Origin of the sequence: Streptomyces sp. NPDC101227, assembly GCF_044767545.1 — a bacterium.
Lineage (GTDB): Bacteria > Actinomycetota > Actinomycetes > Streptomycetales > Streptomycetaceae > Streptomyces.
Window position 1 is genome coordinate 19922 of sequence record NZ_JBIWOD010000001.1, and the last position, 18170, is coordinate 38091.

14 protein-coding genes are annotated in these 18170 nt (G+C 67.6%); 9 read left to right on the forward strand and 5 right to left on the reverse strand.

The genetic code is table 11. From position 1 onward, the window contains the following. Positions 1-48 precede the first annotated feature (48 nt). The 7 genes from ACIRPT_RS00095 to ACIRPT_RS00125 all read left to right on the forward strand — a co-directional run bounded on the left by ACIRPT_RS00095 (position 49) and on the right by ACIRPT_RS00125 (position 9700). Entirely contained in the window at positions 49-1077 is a 1029-nt protein-coding gene (locus ACIRPT_RS00095) for an acyl-CoA dehydrogenase family protein (RefSeq protein WP_403819855.1), read from the forward strand. After that, positions 1074-2864: an amino acid adenylation domain-containing protein gene (locus ACIRPT_RS00100; RefSeq protein ID WP_403819858.1), complete on the forward strand. Its 1791-nt coding sequence runs from the start codon at positions 1074-1076 to the stop codon at positions 2862-2864. The genes ACIRPT_RS00095 and ACIRPT_RS00100 overlap by 4 nt, the downstream gene beginning before the upstream one ends. Further along, positions 2857-4584 carry a cobalamin-dependent protein gene (locus ACIRPT_RS00105; RefSeq protein WP_403819861.1) on the forward strand — a complete coding sequence of 576 codons (1728 nt, stop codon included), beginning with the start codon at positions 2857-2859 and terminating at the stop codon, positions 4582-4584. Before ACIRPT_RS00100 ends, ACIRPT_RS00105 begins: the two co-directional genes overlap by 8 nt. Positions 4585-4794: 210 nt before the next feature. After that, positions 4795-5775 carry a polyprenyl synthetase family protein gene (locus tag ACIRPT_RS00110; protein ID WP_403819864.1) on the forward strand — a complete coding sequence of 327 codons (981 nt, stop codon included), beginning with the start codon at positions 4795-4797 and terminating at the stop codon, positions 5773-5775. Between the two features lie 117 nt (positions 5776-5892). Beyond that, positions 5893-7029 (forward strand): flavodoxin-dependent (E)-4-hydroxy-3-methylbut-2-enyl-diphosphate synthase, encoded by a 1137-nt coding sequence (gene ispG / locus ACIRPT_RS00115; RefSeq protein WP_403819867.1) that lies wholly within the window; start codon positions 5893-5895, stop codon positions 7027-7029. Then, positions 7026-8807 carry a 1-deoxy-D-xylulose-5-phosphate synthase gene (locus ACIRPT_RS00120; protein ID WP_403819869.1) on the forward strand — a complete coding sequence of 594 codons (1782 nt, stop codon included), beginning with the start codon at positions 7026-7028 and terminating at the stop codon, positions 8805-8807. Before ispG ends, ACIRPT_RS00120 begins: the two co-directional genes overlap by 4 nt. A gap of 146 nt (positions 8808-8953) precedes the next feature. After that, positions 8954-9700, forward strand: a complete 747-nt coding sequence (locus ACIRPT_RS00125; protein WP_403821704.1) for an SDR family NAD(P)-dependent oxidoreductase — start codon at positions 8954-8956, stop codon at positions 9698-9700. A 134-nt stretch (positions 9701-9834) separates the two neighbouring features. Here the strand turns inward: ACIRPT_RS00125 and ACIRPT_RS00130 are convergent, their stop codons facing one another. Both ACIRPT_RS00130 and ACIRPT_RS00135 read right to left on the reverse strand, forming a co-directional pair. Further along, the gene (locus tag ACIRPT_RS00130) at positions 9835-11289 is read right to left on the reverse strand and encodes a serine hydrolase domain-containing protein (RefSeq protein WP_403819871.1); all 1455 of its coding nucleotides are present in this window, start codon (positions 11287-11289) and stop codon (positions 9835-9837) included. A gap of 30 nt (positions 11290-11319) precedes the next feature. After that, positions 11320-12366, reverse strand: coding sequence for a cytochrome P450 (locus ACIRPT_RS00135; protein WP_403819874.1), 1047 nt, complete (start codon positions 12364-12366; stop codon positions 11320-11322). Positions 12367-12620: 254 nt separating this feature from the next. Here ACIRPT_RS00135 and ACIRPT_RS00140 point away from each other — a divergent pair, with 254 nt between their 5' ends. Continuing rightward, entirely contained in the window at positions 12621-13682 is a 1062-nt protein-coding gene (locus ACIRPT_RS00140; RefSeq protein WP_403819877.1) for a Gfo/Idh/MocA family protein, read from the forward strand. A 161-nt stretch (positions 13683-13843) separates the two neighbouring features. Here the strand turns inward: ACIRPT_RS00140 and ACIRPT_RS00145 are convergent, their stop codons facing one another. Further along, positions 13844-14842: an alpha/beta hydrolase gene (locus ACIRPT_RS00145; protein WP_403819879.1), complete on the reverse strand. Its 999-nt coding sequence runs from the start codon at positions 14840-14842 to the stop codon at positions 13844-13846. Positions 14843-15249: 407 nt separating this feature from the next. On the opposite strand from ACIRPT_RS00145, the gene ACIRPT_RS00150 reads away from it, so the two are divergent. After that, a complete protein-coding gene (locus tag ACIRPT_RS00150; protein WP_403819882.1) occupies positions 15250-16440 on the forward strand; it encodes a nucleotide disphospho-sugar-binding domain-containing protein in 1191 nt (396 codons plus the stop codon). A 1-nt stretch (position 16441) separates the two neighbouring features. Here the strand turns inward: ACIRPT_RS00150 and ACIRPT_RS00155 are convergent, their stop codons facing one another. Together ACIRPT_RS00155 and ACIRPT_RS00160 are read right to left on the reverse strand one after the other, a co-directional pair. Next, on the reverse strand, positions 16442-17377 hold the full coding sequence (locus tag ACIRPT_RS00155; RefSeq protein ID WP_403819885.1) for an NAD-dependent epimerase/dehydratase family protein: 936 nt from the start codon (positions 17375-17377) through the stop codon (positions 16442-16444). Positions 17378-17536: 159 nt separating this feature from the next. Further along, entirely contained in the window at positions 17537-18112 is a 576-nt protein-coding gene (locus ACIRPT_RS00160; protein WP_403819888.1) for a dTDP-4-dehydrorhamnose 3,5-epimerase family protein, read from the reverse strand. Between the last annotated feature and the right edge of the window lie 58 nt (positions 18113-18170).

The window sequence follows — 18170 nt, forward strand, 5'->3', positions numbered from 1 at the left end:
GCCGGCCGTCTGCCTTGCCCAGAGCCGGGGGAGGCCGCAGGAAGGGACATGTGGCAGGCCGCGGGAGAGTGTGGGATCACGGGCCTGTGCCTGCCCGAGGACCACGGCGGCGGCGGGTTCGGTGCGCTCGACACGGCTCTCGGCCTCGAGGCGTTCTGCGCGGGCGGCGCCGACACAGGGCTCGCCTTCGCGATCGCCGCGCACCTGCTGGCATGCGGCACCGCTCTCGCGGAGCACGCCCACGAGCCGGTGCGGGCCGACCTGCTGCGCGGTTTGAGTTCCGGCAAGACGATCGCCGCCAACGCGATGACCGAGGACGAGGCCGGGTCGGACGTGAGCCGGCTCGTGACGACCGCGGTGCCCGACGGCGACTCCTACGTGATCAACGGGGTGAAGTCGTTCGTCAGCAACGGCCCCTTGGCGGACGTTCTCGTCACCTACGCGGTCACCGCGCCCTCTGCCGGGTTTCTGGGACTGTCGGCCTTCGCCGTTCCCGCCGGCTCGCCCGGCCTCCGGGTCGGTCCCCCCCTTGCCAAGGTGGGCCTGGACGGGTGCGCCGCCGCACGGGTGGAGTTCTCCGAATGCAGGGTTCCCCGTCGGTACCTGATGGGTTCGGAAGGTCAGGGAAGCTCCATCTTCCAGGAATCCATGACCTGGGAACGAGCCTGCCTGCCCGCGATCTATCTGGGCATGATGGAGGCCCAGCTGCGCCGCTGTGTCACGCACGCCCGGGAACGACGGCAGTTCGGCAGGCGCATCGGAGACTTCCAAGCGGTCTCCCACCGTCTGGCCACGATGAAACAGCGCCTGGAGAGCAGCCGCCTGTTGTTGTACCGGGCGTGCTGGCAGGTCGACCAGGGCAGCCCGGACGCCGGTGAGGCAGCGGCCCTCGCCAAGGTTGCCGTCGCGGAGACTGCGGTCGCGAACGGCGTCGACGCGGTGCAGGTGTTCGGCGCGAGGGGATATCTGGCCGCAGAAGGGGTCGGCGGCCGGCTGAGGGACGTCGTACCGATGCACATCTTTTCGGGAACCACGGACATCCAGCGAGAGATCATCGCCAAGGGGATGGGCCTGTGAGCAAGCCCGCCAACCTCCACCAGCTCATGGCTGAAGCCGCGGCGCGGACCCCGCACGCCCTGGCCGTGGCGGGCCCCTGCGGCGCGGTGACCTACGCGGAACTCGACACCCGTGCCGACGCGCTGGCCTGCGTCCTGGCCGGCCACGGCGTGGGCCGCGATGACCGCGTCCTCGTGTGGAGTCCGAAGTCGGCGGACGCGCTCGCCGCCATGCAGGCAGTCCTGCGGCTCGGTGCCGCCTATGTCCCGATAGACCCTCTCAGCCCCGTGGAGCGCGTCGCGACCATCGCCCGTGAGTCCGCGGCGCGGGCGCTGTGCGCCCCGGCCGAACTGCTCTCGCGCGTTCCCGGCGCACTCCGCGACCTCCTGGCCTGCGTCGACACCGCGTCCCCGGAAGGCGCGGCCGCGGCACAGGACGGTGTGGGTACGCAGAAGGCGGCGAGTGCCCTCGTCGGCCAGGACGAGCCTGCGTACATCCTCTTCACCTCGGGTTCGACGGGAACACCGAAGGGCGTGTCCATCAGCCACCGCAACGCCCTGGCGTTCGTCGAATGGGCCGTGGAGGAGCTGTCGGCCGGCCCGGGGGACAGGTTCGCCAACCATGCCTCGTTCTCCTTCGACCTGTCAGTGCTGGATATCTATGCGGCGTTCGCGGTGGGCGCAGCAGTCTGTCCCGTGCCCACCGAGTTCGCGTACGCCCCGAAACGTCTTGTCGAGTACCTGCACCAAGAGCGCATCACCGTCTGGTACTCCGTTCCTTCCGTGCTGGTCCTCATGCAGCGCGACGGTGGCCTGCTCGATCAGCCGGCACCCGAGTCGCTGCGTGCGTTGCTGTTCGCGGGCGAGCCATTCCCCATCCGCCATGTCCGGGAGTTCGCCGAGTGGACCGACGCCCGGCTGCTCAACCTCTACGGTCCGACCGAGACCAACGTGTGCACGTACCACGAGGTCCGGCCCGAGGACCTTGAGCGCGACGTTCCGGTCCCGATCGGCGCGGCCTGCAGCGGCGACCGTGTCTGGGCGGGCAAGCCCGACGGCCGGGTGGCCGGCCCCGGCGAGGAGGGCGAGCTCATGGTCAGCGGCCCGACCGTCTTCCTCGGGTACTGGGGACGGCCGGCGCAGAACGGCCCCTACGCCACCGGAGACCGGGTCAAGGTCCGCCCCGACGGCTCCTTCGACTACCTGGGGCGCGCCGACGGACAGGTCAAGGTCCGTGGCCACCGCATCGAACTGAGCGAGGTGTCCTCGGCACTGCACACGCATCCGGAAGTGACCGAAGCCGCGGTCGCCGCCGTGGGGGACGGGCTCGACCGGCGTCTGGCCGCGTTCGTGACCCGGACTCCGGCAAGCACCCTCGGGAACATCGCGCTCAGACGCCATCTGGCGCAGCGGCTTCCCCCACAGATGATTCCCGACGACGTTCGTTTCATCGACAAGTTGCCCCGAAACGACCGGGGGAAGCTCGACCTCGCGGCCCTGGTCGCCGAAAACAATATACGAGGGGTATCAGTGACAGCTACGCAGGAACGAGAAGAGATCGCAACGAAGTTGCTCGCGTTCATCCGGGAGAGTTTCCTCTCCGGAGACCCTCAGGGAGAGCTCGCCGGCGACACGCCACTGCTCGAACTGGGCATCCTCAACTCGCTGAACACCGCGACTCTCATCGCCTACATGCATGGAGAGTTCAAGGTCAAGGTGCCCTGGCGCGACGTCACTCCGGAAACTTTCAAGAACATAGACAATCTCAGCGCGATGTTGCATGAAAGGCGGCTCTCCGCTCATGCATGAGCTGAAGTCCGACATGTTCCTTCTCCACGCTCCGAGCGTATTCGACTTTCGCGAGCGTGACGATCTCCTCTTCGCCTATCTGAGCGACAGTGACAGCGTCAATGTCACGTCCGTCTACGAGATGTATCCGATAGGCTGGTTCTCGATCAAACAGCATCTGGCCGAGCATGACGTGCAATGCGACATCGTCAATGTCGCGTCACTGATGCTGATGCATCCGGAACTCGACGTCGAAGCGCTGATCGGACGGCTTGAGGCACCGATCTTCGGTTTTGATCTGCACTGGATGACGCAGTGCTATGGCGCGATCGAGCTGGCGAAGCTCGTCAAGCGGGTGCATCCGGAGGCACTGACCGTCTTCGGCGGTATCTCGGCGACCTACTATGCCGAGGAACTCTCCAGGTATGAAGCGGTGGACGTCGTCGTTCGGGGTTACGACACCCTCGAACCCGTTCGTCGCCTCACCGAGGAAGTGCTGAGGGGGAACCGGGACTTCCGCACGATTCCAAACCTTCTCTACACGTCCGGAGACGGAGTCGAGTCCACAGGGTTCGACCACAAGCCCGCGACCAACTACAACAACGTCGCCAACAGTTGGTCGTACTACCAGAAGACGCCGGTGACGCCGCTCTCCAGCAAGCTCATCATGACGCTGCCGAATACCGGATGCGCCCACGACTGCGGTTGGTGCGGGGGCTCCCGCTTCGCCTACCGCAACATCATGGACGTCCGGAAGACCCTGGTGCAGAAGGACAACGACCTGATCATCGAAGAGCTCAGGACGATGGGAGAGGCGGCCAAGCACACCTCCATCTACGCCCTGCAGTGCTACTCCGAAAACAAGACCCGCATGCACAGCTACCTCGATGCCGTGCACGATTTCGGTTACCGGAGCGTCTACTTCGAGCAGTTCAACCTGACGCCGGACGACACGTTGAGAAAGATGGGCGAATCCACCGACGCCTACATTCTGCTCTCGCCCGAGTCCCACGATCCCAGGATCAGCAAGGCGGCCGGTCGGGGTACGTTCACCATGGACGAGATGGAGCGGTGGATCCCGCGCGCGCTGGACGCCGGGATCAAGGGCGTCATGGTGTGGTTCTTCATCGGCATGCCGTACCAGGACCGTCAGTCGGTGATGGACACGGTCGCTTACTCCGAGCGCTTGATACGCAAGTTCGACGGGTGGCCCGCACTTCCTCTCATCTGCCCGATGGTGCCCTTCCTCGACCCCGGATGCCGCTTCTTCGAGGAGCCCGATCAGCACGGCTACCGGATCTTTCACCGCACGTTGGAGGAGCACCGGCAGGCCATGATCGAACCGATCTGGTACCGCCGCCTCAACTACGAGACGCAGTGGCTCAGCCGACGCGACCTGCAGGACGTCTCCTACGAGGCGATCGCACGGCTCGTCAGCATCAAGGGCGAGTATGGCGTCCTGCCCGGCGAGTTCTGCGAGGCCGTACTGGAGACCATCGGCCAGACCCGGCGACTGCTCGGGGAAATGGAACGCGCACTCACTCTGGACGGGAAGCTTCCTGCCTCCCTGCGGGACGAGATGCGCGCCTACAACCGCAAGATTCTCGCTTATTCGAGCGATCAGATCCTGCCCATGCCGCGTCCCTTCGGAGGGCGCTGGTTCGACGATGTCACCGTGCCCGCCGAGTTGATCAGCGAGGTATCGGGCCAGAGTGCCCAGGCGGTGAGCAACCCCGCGTGAACACCTACCTGCCCGCTGGTCCCCCGCGACTGGACTACCGGTCCGCCGGTGACCTGCGCGGCCCGACGGAAAGTACCTCCGCTCCTGAACATGAGACTTCCGAGGTGAGCTGTGCATATCGAGACGGCAGCATCCCAAGATCTACGTAACTCCACGCTTCCGGACGCCGCCTCGAGGGCGATCCCACCGGAGATCGAGCGGGTGAACCGCATGGTGACCCCGATTCTCCACCAGGTGGTCGCCGAGTTCGACGACCGGCTCCGGTCCATGATCGCCCACCACTTCGGGTGGCCGGAGACCGATCTGCCGCCGGCAACCACCAGCGGCAAGATGGTACGCGCCACGCTCACCGTCCTGACCGGTGAGTGTTTCACGGACGACGCCGAGGCGATCTCCCGCGTCGCGGCCGCAGGGGCGGCCGTGGAGATGATCCACAATTTCTCCCTCATCCATGACGACGTCATGGACGGTGACACCGAACGCCGCGGCCGCCCGGCCGTCTGGCACGAGTACGGAGTACCGGCCGCCATCCTGGCGGGCGATCTGCTGCTGGCCCAGGCCCCGTTGATGCTGGACGGGTCCTCGGCTTTTGACCCACGCGCGACGCGGCTGCTGGCCGAGGCCGTCACCCGGCTCGCCGCCGGGCAGATGGCCGACCTCTCGCTGGAGGGCCGGGCCCAGACCAGCCCGGACGAGGCGCTCGCGGTCGCGGCGGACAAGACCGGTGCGCTGCTGGCCTGCGCCTGCGAGCTCGGGGCTCTGCTGGCCGGCGCCTCCGAGGCGGCAACGCGGCGGTTCAACCGGTTCGGTCTCCATCTGGGCCTGGCGTTCCAGATAGCTGACGACATACTGGGCATCTGGGGTGATCCCCGGCGCACCGGCAAGCCCGTCGGCTCCGATCTTCGCAGCAGGAAGGGCAGCTTCCCCGTGACGGCCGCCCTGGCCTCCGGTACTCCGGAGGCCGCCGAACTCGCCCGCTTCTACGCCGGCAAGGGACCGGTGGGTGAGGACGAGGCGCGGCACGCCACCGACCTGGTCACTCGGGCCGGCGGCCGGGCGAGCGCGGTGCGGGAGATCGAGCGGTTCGAGATGCTGGCCCGCGAGGAACTGAGCTCCGTACAGGGGTTGCCGGTGGACCGCGTGGCCGCCCTGCTGTCGCTCACCAAATACGTCTCCAACCGGAATCACTGATGAGCGAGATCGTCCAACGCCCGCCTGCCCGCCCGCACGACGATCGGCTCAGCCCTGGGGACATCCTGGTACCCGACGGGACCGGCATTCCGCACGAGCCGGAATCGGAGGCCTCGCATGAGCAACGTTGAGCACGTCCCGTCCGGTCGGCCCGCGCCCCGCCGCCGCGAGACAAGGCAAGTGATGGTCGGCTCCGTCGGAGTGGGCAGTGACCACCCTGTCTCTGTCCAGTCGATGACGACGACCGTGACCGCGCGCGTCGACGAGACGCTCCAGCAGATCGCGGAGCTGACGGCCGCGGGCTGCGACATCGTCCGGGTCGCGGTCCCCTCGCGCGACGACTGCGAAGCGCTGGCCGGCATCACCGCCAAGTCGCCGCTTCCCGTTGTCGCCGACATCCACTTCCAGCCGCGTTACGTCTTCGCGGCGATCGAGGCGGGCTGTGCGGCAGTGCGGGTCAACCCGGGCAACATCAAGCGTTTCGACGACCAGATCAAGGACATCACCCGGGCCGCGAGCGACCACGGTGTGCCGCTCCGCATCGGTGTCAACGCCGGGTCACTCGATCGCCGCATCTTGGCACGCCACGGCTCGGCGACCGCGGAGGCGTTGGTGGAATCGGCGATGCAGGAGGCTGAACTGTTCGCCGAGCACGATTTCCACGATTTCAAGATCTCGGTGAAGCACCACGACCCGATGGTGACGATCCATGCCTACGAACTGCTGGCCGAGCGGTGCGAGCAGCCGCTCCACTTGGGCGTGACCGAGGCCGGTCCGACCCAGCAGGGCACGGTGAAGTCGGCCGTGGCCTTCGGCTCTCTGCTCCGTCAGGGCATCGGGGACACCATCCGGGTGTCGCTCTCGGCGCCGCCGGTCGAGGAGGTGAAGGCCGGGGTCGAGATCCTGCGGTCGCTGGGACTCCGCCCGCGGCAGCTGGAGATCGTCTCCTGTCCCTCCTGCGGACGGGCCCAGGTGGACGTGTACCGGCTGGCGGAGGAGGTCGCCGCCGGGCTCGACGGGCTGCCCGTGCCGCTGCGGGTCGCCGTCATGGGCTGCGTGGTCAACGGCCCTGGAGAGGCACGCGAAGCCGACCTGGGAGTCGCCTCCGGAAACGGCAAGGGCCAGATCTTCGTCCGCGGCGAGGTCGTCCGGACGGTACCGGAGAACCGCATCGTCGAGACGCTGATCGAGGAGGCGCTCCGGATCGCGGAGGAGTCGAAGAACGAGGGCAGTGAGGGCGAGACGAGGTCATGACATTGCTACAGGACATCACCTCACCTGCGGACCTCAGAAGGCTCGATCGGGCCCGGGACGGGGAACTGTGCGCGGAGATACGCGAGTTCCTTGTCCATGCCGTGGCGGAGTCGGGCGGTCACCTCGGTCCGAACCTGGGCATGGTCGAACTGACCGTCGCGCTCCACCGGGTCTTCGAGTCCCCACGTGACGTGCTGCTGTTCGACGTCGGCCATCAGGCGTACGTGCACAAGCTGCTGACCGGGCGGGCGCGGCGGTTCGGCAGTTTGCGCTCCGCCGGGGGGCTGTCGGGATATCCGTCGCGTGCGGAGTCCGACCACGATGTCATCGAGAACTCCCACGCCTCCACCGTGCTGTCGTACGCGGACGGGATGGCCAAGGCGTTCGCGCTGCGCGGTGACCACGATCGCAAGGTGGCCGCCGTGGTCGGCGATGGGGCACTCACCGGCGGACTGGCCTGGGAGGCGCTCAACAACATTGGGGCCGGCCCGGAGCGGCCCATGGTGATAGTTCTGAACGACAACGGGCGGTCTTACCGGCCTACGACCGGGGCGCTCGCGAGACATCTGGACGCGATCGGCACGGAATCCGCGGACCGCTCCGAATTCTTCGAGAGCCTGGGGATCGCTTACCTGGGAGCGGTGGACGGCCACGACTGCGCTGCAGTGGAAGAGGCGCTGTGGACCGCGGTGAGGATGAGGCGTCCCGTGGTCGTGCACTGCCTGACCAAGAAGGGGCACGGCTACGCTCCCGCCGCCCAGGACGACGTGGACTGCTGGCACGCGGTGGGTCGCTTCGACGCGGTGACCGGTACCGTCGAGAGGTCGGGCGCACCGTCATGGACCGAGATCTTCGCGGACGAGATGCTCGCCGTGGCGGCCGAACGCCCGGAGGTGGTCGGTATCACCGCCGCGATGACCGTCCCCGTCGGCCTGCACAAGTTCGCCGCCAAATTCCCCGATCGGGTCTACGACGTCGGCATCAGCGAACAGCACGCGGTGGCCTCCGCCGCCGGTCTGGCCACCGCCGGGCTGCGGCCGGTGGTGGCGATCTACTCGACCTTCCTGGCCCGAGCGTTCGACCAGGTGCTGATGGACGTGGCCCTGCACCGCCTGCCGGTCGTCTTCGTGCTGGATCGGGCCGGTGTGACCGGACCCGACGGCCCGAGCCACCACGGTATATGGGATCTGTCCTGGCTGTCGCTCGTGCCCGGTCTGCGCGTGGCCGCGCCCCGCGACACGGCACAGCTGTGTCTCCTGCTTCGCGACGCGCTCGACCGGGACGACGGCCCGACGGTGCTGCGGTTCCCGAAGGGGCAGGCGGGACCGGGCATTGACCCCGTCGGACAGATCAGTGGCCTGGACGTCCTTCGCTCGCCGAAGGCCCCGGACCTGCTGCTGGCCGCGGCCGGCCCCATGGCCACCGCCTGTGTGGAGGCGGCCGGGCTGCTGGCCGACCAGGGCGTGGAAGCGACGGTGGTGGATCCGCGCTGGGTGGTGCCCGTTCCCGATGCCTTGGTGGAGCTGGCGAGCACGCATCCGCTGACCGTGACCGTCGAAGACAACATCGGCACCGGGGGATTCGGCGAGCGGCTGGGCCGGTCCGTCGCCGCGGTCGGTGCCACGACGCGCGTAGCGAACCTCAGCCTGCCGACGCGCTTCCTCGAACCCGGCGGCCGGGACGAGTTGCTGCACGCTCGTGGTCTGTCGGCACCGCGGATCGCGGAGCAGGTTCTCGCCTGGCTGATCGGGACAACCGACACAGAGGGAGGCGAATGAACCACACCAAGCACACGCAGCCCGGCGATGCCGAACATCTGCCCGTTCAGGATCGCCGGCTCGACCGCGGAGGACGGGAAGTGTCCGACGGGCACCGCACCAACCCCCGTCAGCTCGCTGCCGACCGCCTCGTGAAGGGACAACCGATGTCCGTACTGTCCGGCGTGTCGGCCCTGGTTACCGGAGGGACGAGCGGGATCGGCCTGGCGACCGCCATGGCGCTCGCTGGGCGCGGTGCGGACGTCGCGGTCGCCGGGCGGGACGAGAAGCGTGGACGGCAGGTCGTCGCGGCCATCGCCGAGGCCGGGGGCACGGCGGACTTCATCGCCGCCGAGCTGCACGGAGAGTCTTCCGCGAGGGAGTTGGCGCGCGCCGCGGTGGCGCGGTTCGGCCGGATAGACGTGCTGGTCAACAACGCCGGAGTCTTTCCGTTCGGTCCGACCGAGCAGACGACGGAGGCGGACTTCGACGCGGTCTTCGGCCTCAACGTCAGGGCTCCGTACTTCCTCGTCGCGGAGCTCGCCCCCGCGATGGCCCGGCGCGGTCACGGGGCGATCGTCAACGTCACCACGGCGGCGGCCGCCTACGGTGCCGCCGGCCTGGGCCTCTACGGTGCCAGCAAGGCGGCGCTGGTGCTGCTGACGAAGGCGTGGGCCGCCGAGTACGGTCCGCATGGAGTTCGGGTCAACGCGGTCAGTCCCGGTCCGACACGCACGGAGGGAACCGCCCCCAGGGGGGCGGCCCTCGACCGGGCGGCGATGGCAGGGCCCGCGAGGCGACCGGGCACGGCGGAGGAAATCGCCGAGGCAATCGTCTTTCTCGCCTCGGCGGAGCAGTCCAGTTTCGTGCACGGGGCGATACTGCCGGTCGACGGCGGTCGAGCCGCCGTCTGAAGCCCATTTCTCGCTTCAAGTTCTCGCTGCAAGAAAACCGCGGAACCCAGGGGTGAGACCTGGCCAACACGTGGTGGTGCGCCCGCTCTTGACGGGCACGCCATCACTACGTCCCGCACTGCGGGAGGGGCGGGCTACGATCGCCTGTCCGACCAGAATCGCACCGGCGACGGATCTTCGAAGCCCTTGCTTCCCCATTCCTTGCGCGCGAGCTTCCGGAAGAGGCCGCCGACCGGGCAGTGCGTGTCCAAGTACTCGTCGATGCGCTGCTCGCGCACCGCGGCCTGCATGTCCAGGTACCCCTTGACGAAGAGGTCCTCGTCGAACGCCATGCCGGAGGGCTTTCCGACCGCCCGGGACCCCTTGGCCATCCCGGAAATCTGGTCCTTGTCCAGTTCCGCCCCTAGGAGGCCGGCGAACCTGTCGGCGGCGACGAGGCCCATCGTGTACGAGCCCCACTCGGTGCGGGTGGGCAGGCTGCGCGCGTCGACCTTCCCGCTGAGGATCCAGCCCGCGATCTCCTGGGCGAGAATGCCGAAGGAATACTGGTCGGGCGGATTGAAGACATCCCGCTGGTCCGCGAGATTCGTGCACACGGTGACGCAGAAGGGCTCGGCGGCGTTGGGATAGGCGAGCGAAACGGCCCACCATCCGAACGCGTAGTGGCCCACGGAGCGTACACAGTGGTCGGCCGCCTCCGGATCTCCGGCCAGATGAACACCGAATCCGACCTGGCTTCCGTCCCGTGCGGTCGTCCGCGGCCGCAGTATCTCCTGGGCGACACCGCCACCGAACAGACCCTCGCGGCCGGTCAGCGCCAGCATGAGCGTCGTGTAGTCGGCGGAGGACATGACCGCTCCGACCGAGTGGTAGGTTCCGCATTCATGCCACGGCAGCGGGACGGCGCGGTTTCCGAAGACCATGTGCCCCGTGGTGCAGCGGCCACGCACATCGTCCCAGTTCGGGCTGTCGAGCCAGGCGGTGTCGCGCATGCCGAGCGGGTCAAGGATCTCGGCCTTCACATACTCGCCCAGCGGCATCCCGGTCACTGCCTCGGCCGCCAACGCGGCCACCTGGTACATGAACGAGGACGATTGCCATTGACTCGAGTCCGCCGAGCTCACGAAGCGGGGCGCGCCCGTGCCGTACTCATGGACGACACCGCGCTTCAGTCCGCGCTCGATGTACTGCATCGCCGGCTCGGGCTGCTCGACCCAGTCGTATCCGTCCGTAGCGGCACCGCTGAGCATGGCCAGTGCCTTCGTCAGCGTGATCGTGCCGCCCTTCGGATTGACGACCGGAAAGGGCAGATGCTTGTCGATGGGTGCGTCCAGGTCGAGCTCACCGGAGTCGGCCAGGCCCGCTATCGCGGTGGCCACCAGGAGTTTCCCGAGGCTGCCGACTCGCATGGTGTGCGACTCGTTCACCGGAGCGCCGGTCTCCACATCGGCCAGGCCGAACGGCATGGTCAGCGGGGTCTTCCCCGCGATGCCGACGGTGATGAGGGCGCCCGGGGTGCTGGTGACTTCCAGCACCGAGGGAACGACCCGGTCGATGCCTGTTCGCAGCGCATCCCGCGTCAGGCTCATATGGGTTCCTCTCGATCTCTGTGCATCGGCCTACCAAATGACAGGTATGGACGTGGGGATGGCGGCGAACGAGCCCGGGCGGACCGTCAGGTCCTCGACCGGAACGGTCAGGCGCATCTGCGGAAAGCGCAGGACCAGCTGACTGAGGGCGGCCTGTAGCTCCAGCCGGGCGAGGGGGGCCCCGATGCAGTACCGCAGGCCGAAACCGAAGCAGAGATGGGGGTTGTCCTCGCGGGTGATGTCGAACCGGTCGGGATCGGGAAAGATGTTCTCGTCATGGGTCGCGGCGTATATGTCGAGCATCACGAGCTCGCCGCGCCGAACGGTCGCCCCGGCGATCTCCAGTTCCTCACGCGTGTAGCGAATGACCGGAGGGAGCAGCCGGCTGACGACCCGCACGCTCTCCTCCGCCGCGGAGGGTCCCAGCTCGGGGTTGTTGCGAAGCGCCTGCCACTGCTCTCGGGAGTCCAGCAAGAGCGCCGTGCCGACACAGAGCGCCGTCGCGGTGGTCTCGTACCCGGCGAACAGCACGCCCATCGCGAGCTGGGCGACCTCGCCGTCGGAGAGGGTTCCGTCCTCGCACAGCCAGGAGATGACATCCTGGCCCGGCCGTGCGCGCTTGCGTGCCACCAGCTCTCCGCCGTATTGGTGGAGGCTGGCCAGCCCGGCCGCCGAGCGTTCCCGGTCGCGGGCGTCGCTCACCGCCGTCGTCCACTCGTCCAGACGCTCCCTTTCCTCCACCGGCACCCCCAGGAGTTCGCTGATCACCTCCCGCGGCAGGAGCAGCGCCAGGGCATCGGCCAGATCCGCCGGCGGGCCCTGCTTCTCCAACCGGTCAAGGAGTTCACCCGTCAGCGCCTCGACCCGAGGGCGCATGGCCTTCACATGCCCCGCCGAGAAGAACGGCTGCAGACGCGAGCGCATCGTCGCGATCCACTGCTGTTCGGTTTCGTAGTCACCGCGCGGACCGTCGAGCAGCTCCGACGCACCGCTGCGTGCAGCGTTGTCGGGGTCGTGATGGCTGCGACCCAATCGTGGATCGCCGAGCAGCTGTTTGATCTCCTGATATCCGGTCACGAGCCAGGCGGGGTCTCCCACGGCAGTGCTGACCCGGTGCACCGGGGCCTTTTTCTGGAGTGCCCGTAGGTTCCGCTGCGGTCGAGCCGGATGCGGTGGGTCGAGCGGAAGTTGAATCTGGGCGGCCATACCTGATTACCTCTTCCTGTAAGCACCGGAAGGTACTTTCCCGAAAGCCGTCCCGGCCGAACAATCCCCGATTTTGCAGGGGTTCCCTTGTCTGTGGTGCCGGCGTTAACATCCACCATGTTTTTGTGCTGCCGCATTACCTGCCGAACGCCCATTGCGAGTCGGATGGGAGGATCGGCGTGGGAAAGCAGCCCGGGCCGGTGAGATTCGGCGTGATCGGTTGTGCCGACATCGCGTGGCGGCGAACCCTGCCTGCGATGCGGGCTGAACGCACCATCGAGATACGGGCCGTGGCGAGCCGCAACTTGACGACGGCCGAACGGTTCACCGACAGCTTCGGTGGAGTAGCCGTGAAAGGCTACGCGGAGCTGCTGAAACGGGAAGACGTGGACGCCGTCTACATTCCGCTGCCGGCCGCGTTGCATGCCGAGTGGGTGGAGCGTGCGCTGCTGGCTGGCAAGCATGTGCTCGCCGAGAAGCCGCTCACCACCCGGTCACGGGAGACCAGACGCCTGCTCGGCCTGGCCGACGAACGCGGGTGCCTGCTGCTGGAGAACATGATGTTCCTGCATCATCCGCTCCACCGCCACGTCGATGATCTCGTCTCGGGTGGAGCCATCGGCGAACTCCGCTCCTTCCTGAGCACCTTCACGATTCCGCCGAGGCCGCCGGAGGATTCCCGTTACCTGCCTGACGTCGGCGGTGGCGCTCTGGTGGACATCGGGGTCTATCCCATCCGTGCCGCGCTTCGGTTTCTCGGGCCCCGCCTTCGTCTGGTCGGCGCAACACTCCGCGTCGAACGGGCGCGGGGTGCCGTGGTGGGCGGCAGCGTGCTGTTGTCCGATCCCGTCGGTGTCACGGCTCAGCTCTCCTTCGGCATGGAGCATTCCTACTGCAGCGGTTACGAGCTGCGGGGCGCCTCCGGCCGGCTCTGGCTCCACCGGGCATTCACGCCGCCGCCCGAACATCGCCCCGTCCTGCGGATCGAGCGTCAGAACGGCGGTGAAGCGATCACCCTTCCATCGGGAGACCAGTTCGCGAACATCGTCGCCTCCTTCGCCGCCGCCATCCTGTCCGACGACGCAGCGAGCGCACGGGACCTGGCCGCCCAGAACGTCGATTCGCTCCGCCAGGCCGATCTCGTCGACGACATCCGCGACAGGGCCCAGTACGCGTACACCTCCTGAGCGATTTGCGTGGGGGCTCGGTGGACATCCGCTGTGGCGCCTGCAGCTCGCCCGGCAGCCGTAACAGGACTGTCCGGCCAACGCGTTGAAAGCGTTGGCCGGACGGGGGAGCCGGTAAGCGTCCCCAGCCCTGACGGATATCGGACGTCCGTCGCTGGGTACTACGGTGCCGCGACGCCCTTGGCCCACTTCAGCATTATGGAGCTGGTAGCCGGCGCCGTCCTCGCCAGCGCCATGTCGTGACCCGTCTCCGGGACCATGGCCACCTTGAGCTTCGCTTCAGGCAGGTAGAACTGCGACTCGTGGGCACGCACGCTGTCCGTGTCGTCGCAGTCGTAGGCGGTCACCCCCTGGCACTCCAACCAGTCCTGCGCACCACCGACGACGAGCACCGGCACCCGGATCCCGTACGGCGGTTTCGCCGGCTCGGTCTTCGCCATCGGCTGGACGTCTTTGGTCTCCTCGTCCTTTGCCACCACTGCCGGATCGGTCGTGGCCGGATAGTAGAACATGGAACCGCGGGTTCGCGGCTTCGTGGTCATGTACCCCGCGTCGTAGCCGGAGTTCGCGAACTTCGGATCTTGCGCTGCCGGGTACGAGTTGGCGCTCATGATCGCGGCGTGGTCCGGATTGTGGCCGTTCAACGCGCTGGTAAGGATCGCTCCGTCCACGTCGCCGTACCGTGGAATCTCGCGCCAGGCGTAGAACGAGCCGAGCGCATGTCCCACCCAGATCACCTTTTTGAACGCCTGCCCGTCGAGGGTTCCGTTGCGCAGAGCGGTGATGGCGTCGTGCAGCGCCACGGTACCGGCGTCGCCCGTGACCTGGCTGCTGAGGGGGTGAGAGCTGTTACCCGAACCGATCGGGTCGACGTTGAAGGTGGCGTACCCGGCCGCGACGGCGTCGCGCACGTACGAGTAGTAGCCCTTGCCGACCGGGAAATCCCAGTACACGTGGTTGTAGAACCCGCCGTGTACGAGCAACTGCACTGTGGTGGGGCGGTGGTTCTGGGGTTGGCAGAGCTCACCCCACAAGGTCTCCGTCGCCTTGCCGGAATCGGAGAGGCGGACCGGCAGCGAGTACGGCTTGCAACTCACCTCCGGGACTGCTCCGTCCGCGGTAGCGGGAGTGGAAGTGACCACCAGCCCGGTGACCGTCATGAGCGCCGCGATAAATAAGTATTTCCATTGTGAATGTCTAGCTGACAAAGGATCACTGCTCCACAACCGAAGTGGAAGAATTCCACGAGGGAGATCTGCTGGACCTGGCGCACGATGCCCGAGGGCCTGGAGACCGACACCCGAGCCGTGCGCCCTCAAGGGTTCCGTTCTCTCACAGGCCCCATAGTGGGCACCAGCCCACTATGGGGCCTGTGTTCACCTTGTCAATAGCCCGCGGCTTCACAGGTGGTGGTACGAGCCGGGTGCCGCCATGACGGGCAGGACGCTCCTGTTACCAGAGATCTCGGCCAGGCGGTACCCCGATCAGCCAGGCTTGTCGCGGCCGCACCGAAGCGGCAACGTTGGTCCCACGGTCACATCTGCTGACGAGAATGGTCGGGTATCGGATGCGCATACTGTTCATTCCGGCTTCCGCGCCGTCGCACTATTTCCCGATGGTGCCGCTGATCTGGGCCTGTCGCACCGCTGGTCACGATGTCTGCGTCGCCGCACAGCCCTGGGGCGAATCAGTCGTCGTGAGTTCCGGGGTGTCGATGGTTACCATCGCCAAGTCCTTTGACATGACTGACGAACTGGCGCGGCACCGGCAGAGGGGACCGGTCGAGAGTGAACCGGGCGCCCCGCCTCCGCTGTACCAGACGCTGGTCAACGCCCAGGTTCGATTCGCCATGGAGGCCGCGAGCGACGTCGTGTCCCTCGCCCGTGACTGGCGCCCCGACCTGGTGGTCGCGGACCCGCTCGTGCTCGCGGCGCCACTGGCGGCCGCAGCGGTGGACGCACCGCTGGTCCACCACCTCTGGGGCCCGGATCTGCTGCGCGGCTCCGGATACGGCTACCCCGGATGCGGGATGTCGCCGGACGCCTGGCCCGAACCCCTGCGTGAACTCTACGCGCGACATGGGTGCGCGGCGCGCACCGAGAACGCTGTCGCGGCGGTCGATCCGTGGCTGGAGAGCATGCAGATCGTTGAGATACCGTCGCGGATTCCCGCTCGGTTCGTCCCCTACAACGGGACCAATGTCCTGCCGCCCTCGGTTCTCGCTGCTTCACAGCGGCGACGGGTTCTGGTCACCTGGGGCTCGATGCTGGTGATCCGTGATGGCATCGAAGCGTTTCCGGTTGCTGACGTCGTCAAGACGCTCCAGGAGCACGATACCGAGGTCGTGCTCGCGGTCACGGGCGCCGATCGCAGGTGGGTGCCCAGCCTGCCCTCGGGGGTCACGGTGGTGGAGAACGTCCCCCTCAACGCGATCATGCCGTCCTGCGACGCGGTCGTACACCACGGTGGAGCCGGCACGATCATGACGGCCGCTTACTACGGAGTCCCGCAGCTCGGCGTCCCGGCCACCCGTGACGTGCAGACCTGCTGCGCTCGTCTGGCCGACACCGGAGCCGGTATCGCCGTCAACAGGGAGGACGCGACCGTGGACGCACTCGCGAGCGCAGTCGCAACCCTCCTGACCAGCGACCGAGTCGGACGTGCCGCTACGGCGCTGCGCGGCGAGGTTCTCGCCCAGCCGAGCCCCGCCGAGGTGGCCGCCCGTCTGACCGCAATCACCGCCGGTGCTCTCGGGTAGCTCAAGAAGAGAGCGCGTCCGCCACACCGGCCAGGCCATCGGTCAGCCGGACGAGCGGCTGCCAGCCCGAGGCCGCGGCGAAGGACGACGGATCGATGTGCACGTTACCGAAGTCGGTGGCGTCCGCCCAGTCCGGTGGCGGCACGGTGACCACGGGCACGGGCGGGCGCCCGGTCCGGGCGGCGACCAGGTCGGCAAGAGTGCGGAACACCTTGCCGAGTCGCACGGGCCGGCCGGTCCCCACCGGCCAGCAGCCGCCGCTGAGTGCCTCGGGCGCACACATCGCGGCGACGAAGGCGCGCGCGGCGTCCGTGACGTGCACCAGGTCTCGCTCGACCGTGCCGTCGTGCCACATGGTGATCGGCTCGTCAGCGAAGGCTCTGCGGGCCATCGCGGCGACGACGCCGCGGCCCGTTGCGCCGGTGATGGGGGTGCTCCCGTAGATCGTGGCCGGGCGGAGCACGATCCCGCGTACCGCACCGTTCTGGGTCGCCTCTCCGAGCAACTGCTCGGCCGCGATCTTCTCCCGCACGTAGTCGTTGAGCGGTCGTCCGGGAGGGGCCGATGCCTGGACGGTGCTGGCGAACACGACGATCGGCGGCCGTCCGCGCACTGCGCGGACGAGCGTGTCGAGCAGGCCTGTACTCAGCCGCTGGGAGTCGCTGCCCGGTGCGCGCCAGGAGCGTTCGTCGGGGAGGTGAGCCGCCAGGTGGATGATGGCGTCCGCGCCGTCGACAGCCTCACGCACCGCCCGCGGATCGGTGAGGTCCGCGAGGTGAACCTCGGCTGACGAGGCCGGAAGCGGAAGCCTCCGCTCACGAGAGGCGAGTCGAAGGCGTACCGGGAGGTCGATCAGCTCGGCGGTGACCGCGGCGCCGAGAAACCCGGATGCGCCGAGTACCGCTACGAGCGGCCGGTTCTTGGCCGATGGCAACACGATTGCTCCTCTCTGCTCTTGCTGTGTCGAGACGCTGTCCTCACGCGTACGCCCAGTTGCGAGTCTCGTCCACGCTGCGGGGCGTCCTGCACGCCTTCGACCACGGCAACATGCGGCAACTGTGGGCGGTACACCGGCGGCTGTCGTCCGATGATGGCCTTAGAGAGGGCCGGCGTAGTGGGGGAGTATCCCGGACGCTGCCGCCTGCCGTAGACCTGGCGCGGCCCTGTCCTTGTCCGAGATGATCGGCTCCTCATCCAGCGTCCAGGGTAGGGGGAGTTCGGGGTCCAACGGGTTCACGTCGATCTGGGAGCCCGGGACGAATTGCTCCGCGCACAGGTAGTTGATCCGGGTGTCCTCGGCGAGCGCCTGGTAGGCGTGCCCGAGGCCGGGGACGAGAAACACCAGATCGCCGGATTCCTCGGTCAGGGGCGCGGCGTCGAACGCGCCGAAGGTTGGCGACCCCACCCGTAGATCGACCACGACATCGAGCACGGCGCCGCGCGTGCAGCTGATCAGCTTGGCTTCGCCGGAATCGGCCCCGGTGCCATGTACGCCCCGGATCGTCGCGCGCCTGCTGACCGAGACATTGCCTTGACGGACTTGGAAGGGAAAGCCGGTCGCGCGGGTGAGATCCTCGATCCGGAAGGCCTCGAAGAAACATCCCCGTCGGTCACGGTACTTGTCCGGGATAATGCGAAATGCACCCGATATTGCCATTTCCTTGATCTTCAACGGTCGACCACCTCCTGTTCGTCGACGCATTCACGCGCCATTGTGTATAGAAAGTAAA

What these genes read in the sequence shown, in the direction of transcription:
- ACIRPT_RS00095 (WP_403819855.1), top strand. Translation starts at nt 49, where the DNA reads ATGTGGCAGGCCGCGGGAGAGTGTGGGATCACGGGCCTGTGCCTGCCC.
- ACIRPT_RS00105 (WP_403819861.1), top strand. Translation starts at nt 2,857, where the DNA reads ATGCATGAGCTGAAGTCCGACATGTTCCTTCTCCACGCTCCGAGCGTA.
- ACIRPT_RS00110 (WP_403819864.1), top strand. Translation starts at nt 4,795, where the DNA reads ATGGTGACCCCGATTCTCCACCAGGTGGTCGCCGAGTTCGACGACCGG.
- ispG (WP_403819867.1), top strand. Translation starts at nt 5,893, where the DNA reads ATGAGCAACGTTGAGCACGTCCCGTCCGGTCGGCCCGCGCCCCGCCGC.
- ACIRPT_RS00120 (WP_403819869.1), top strand. Translation starts at nt 7,026, where the DNA reads ATGACATTGCTACAGGACATCACCTCACCTGCGGACCTCAGAAGGCTC.
- ACIRPT_RS00125 (WP_403821704.1), top strand. Translation starts at nt 8,954, where the DNA reads ATGTCCGTACTGTCCGGCGTGTCGGCCCTGGTTACCGGAGGGACGAGC.
- ACIRPT_RS00130 (WP_403819871.1), bottom strand. Translation starts at nt 11,289, where the DNA reads ATGAGCCTGACGCGGGATGCGCTGCGAACAGGCATCGACCGGGTCGTT.
- ACIRPT_RS00145 (WP_403819879.1), bottom strand. Translation starts at nt 14,842, where the DNA reads ATGACGGTCACCGGGCTGGTGGTCACTTCCACTCCCGCTACCGCGGAC.
- ACIRPT_RS00150 (WP_403819882.1), top strand. Translation starts at nt 15,250, where the DNA reads ATGCGCATACTGTTCATTCCGGCTTCCGCGCCGTCGCACTATTTCCCG.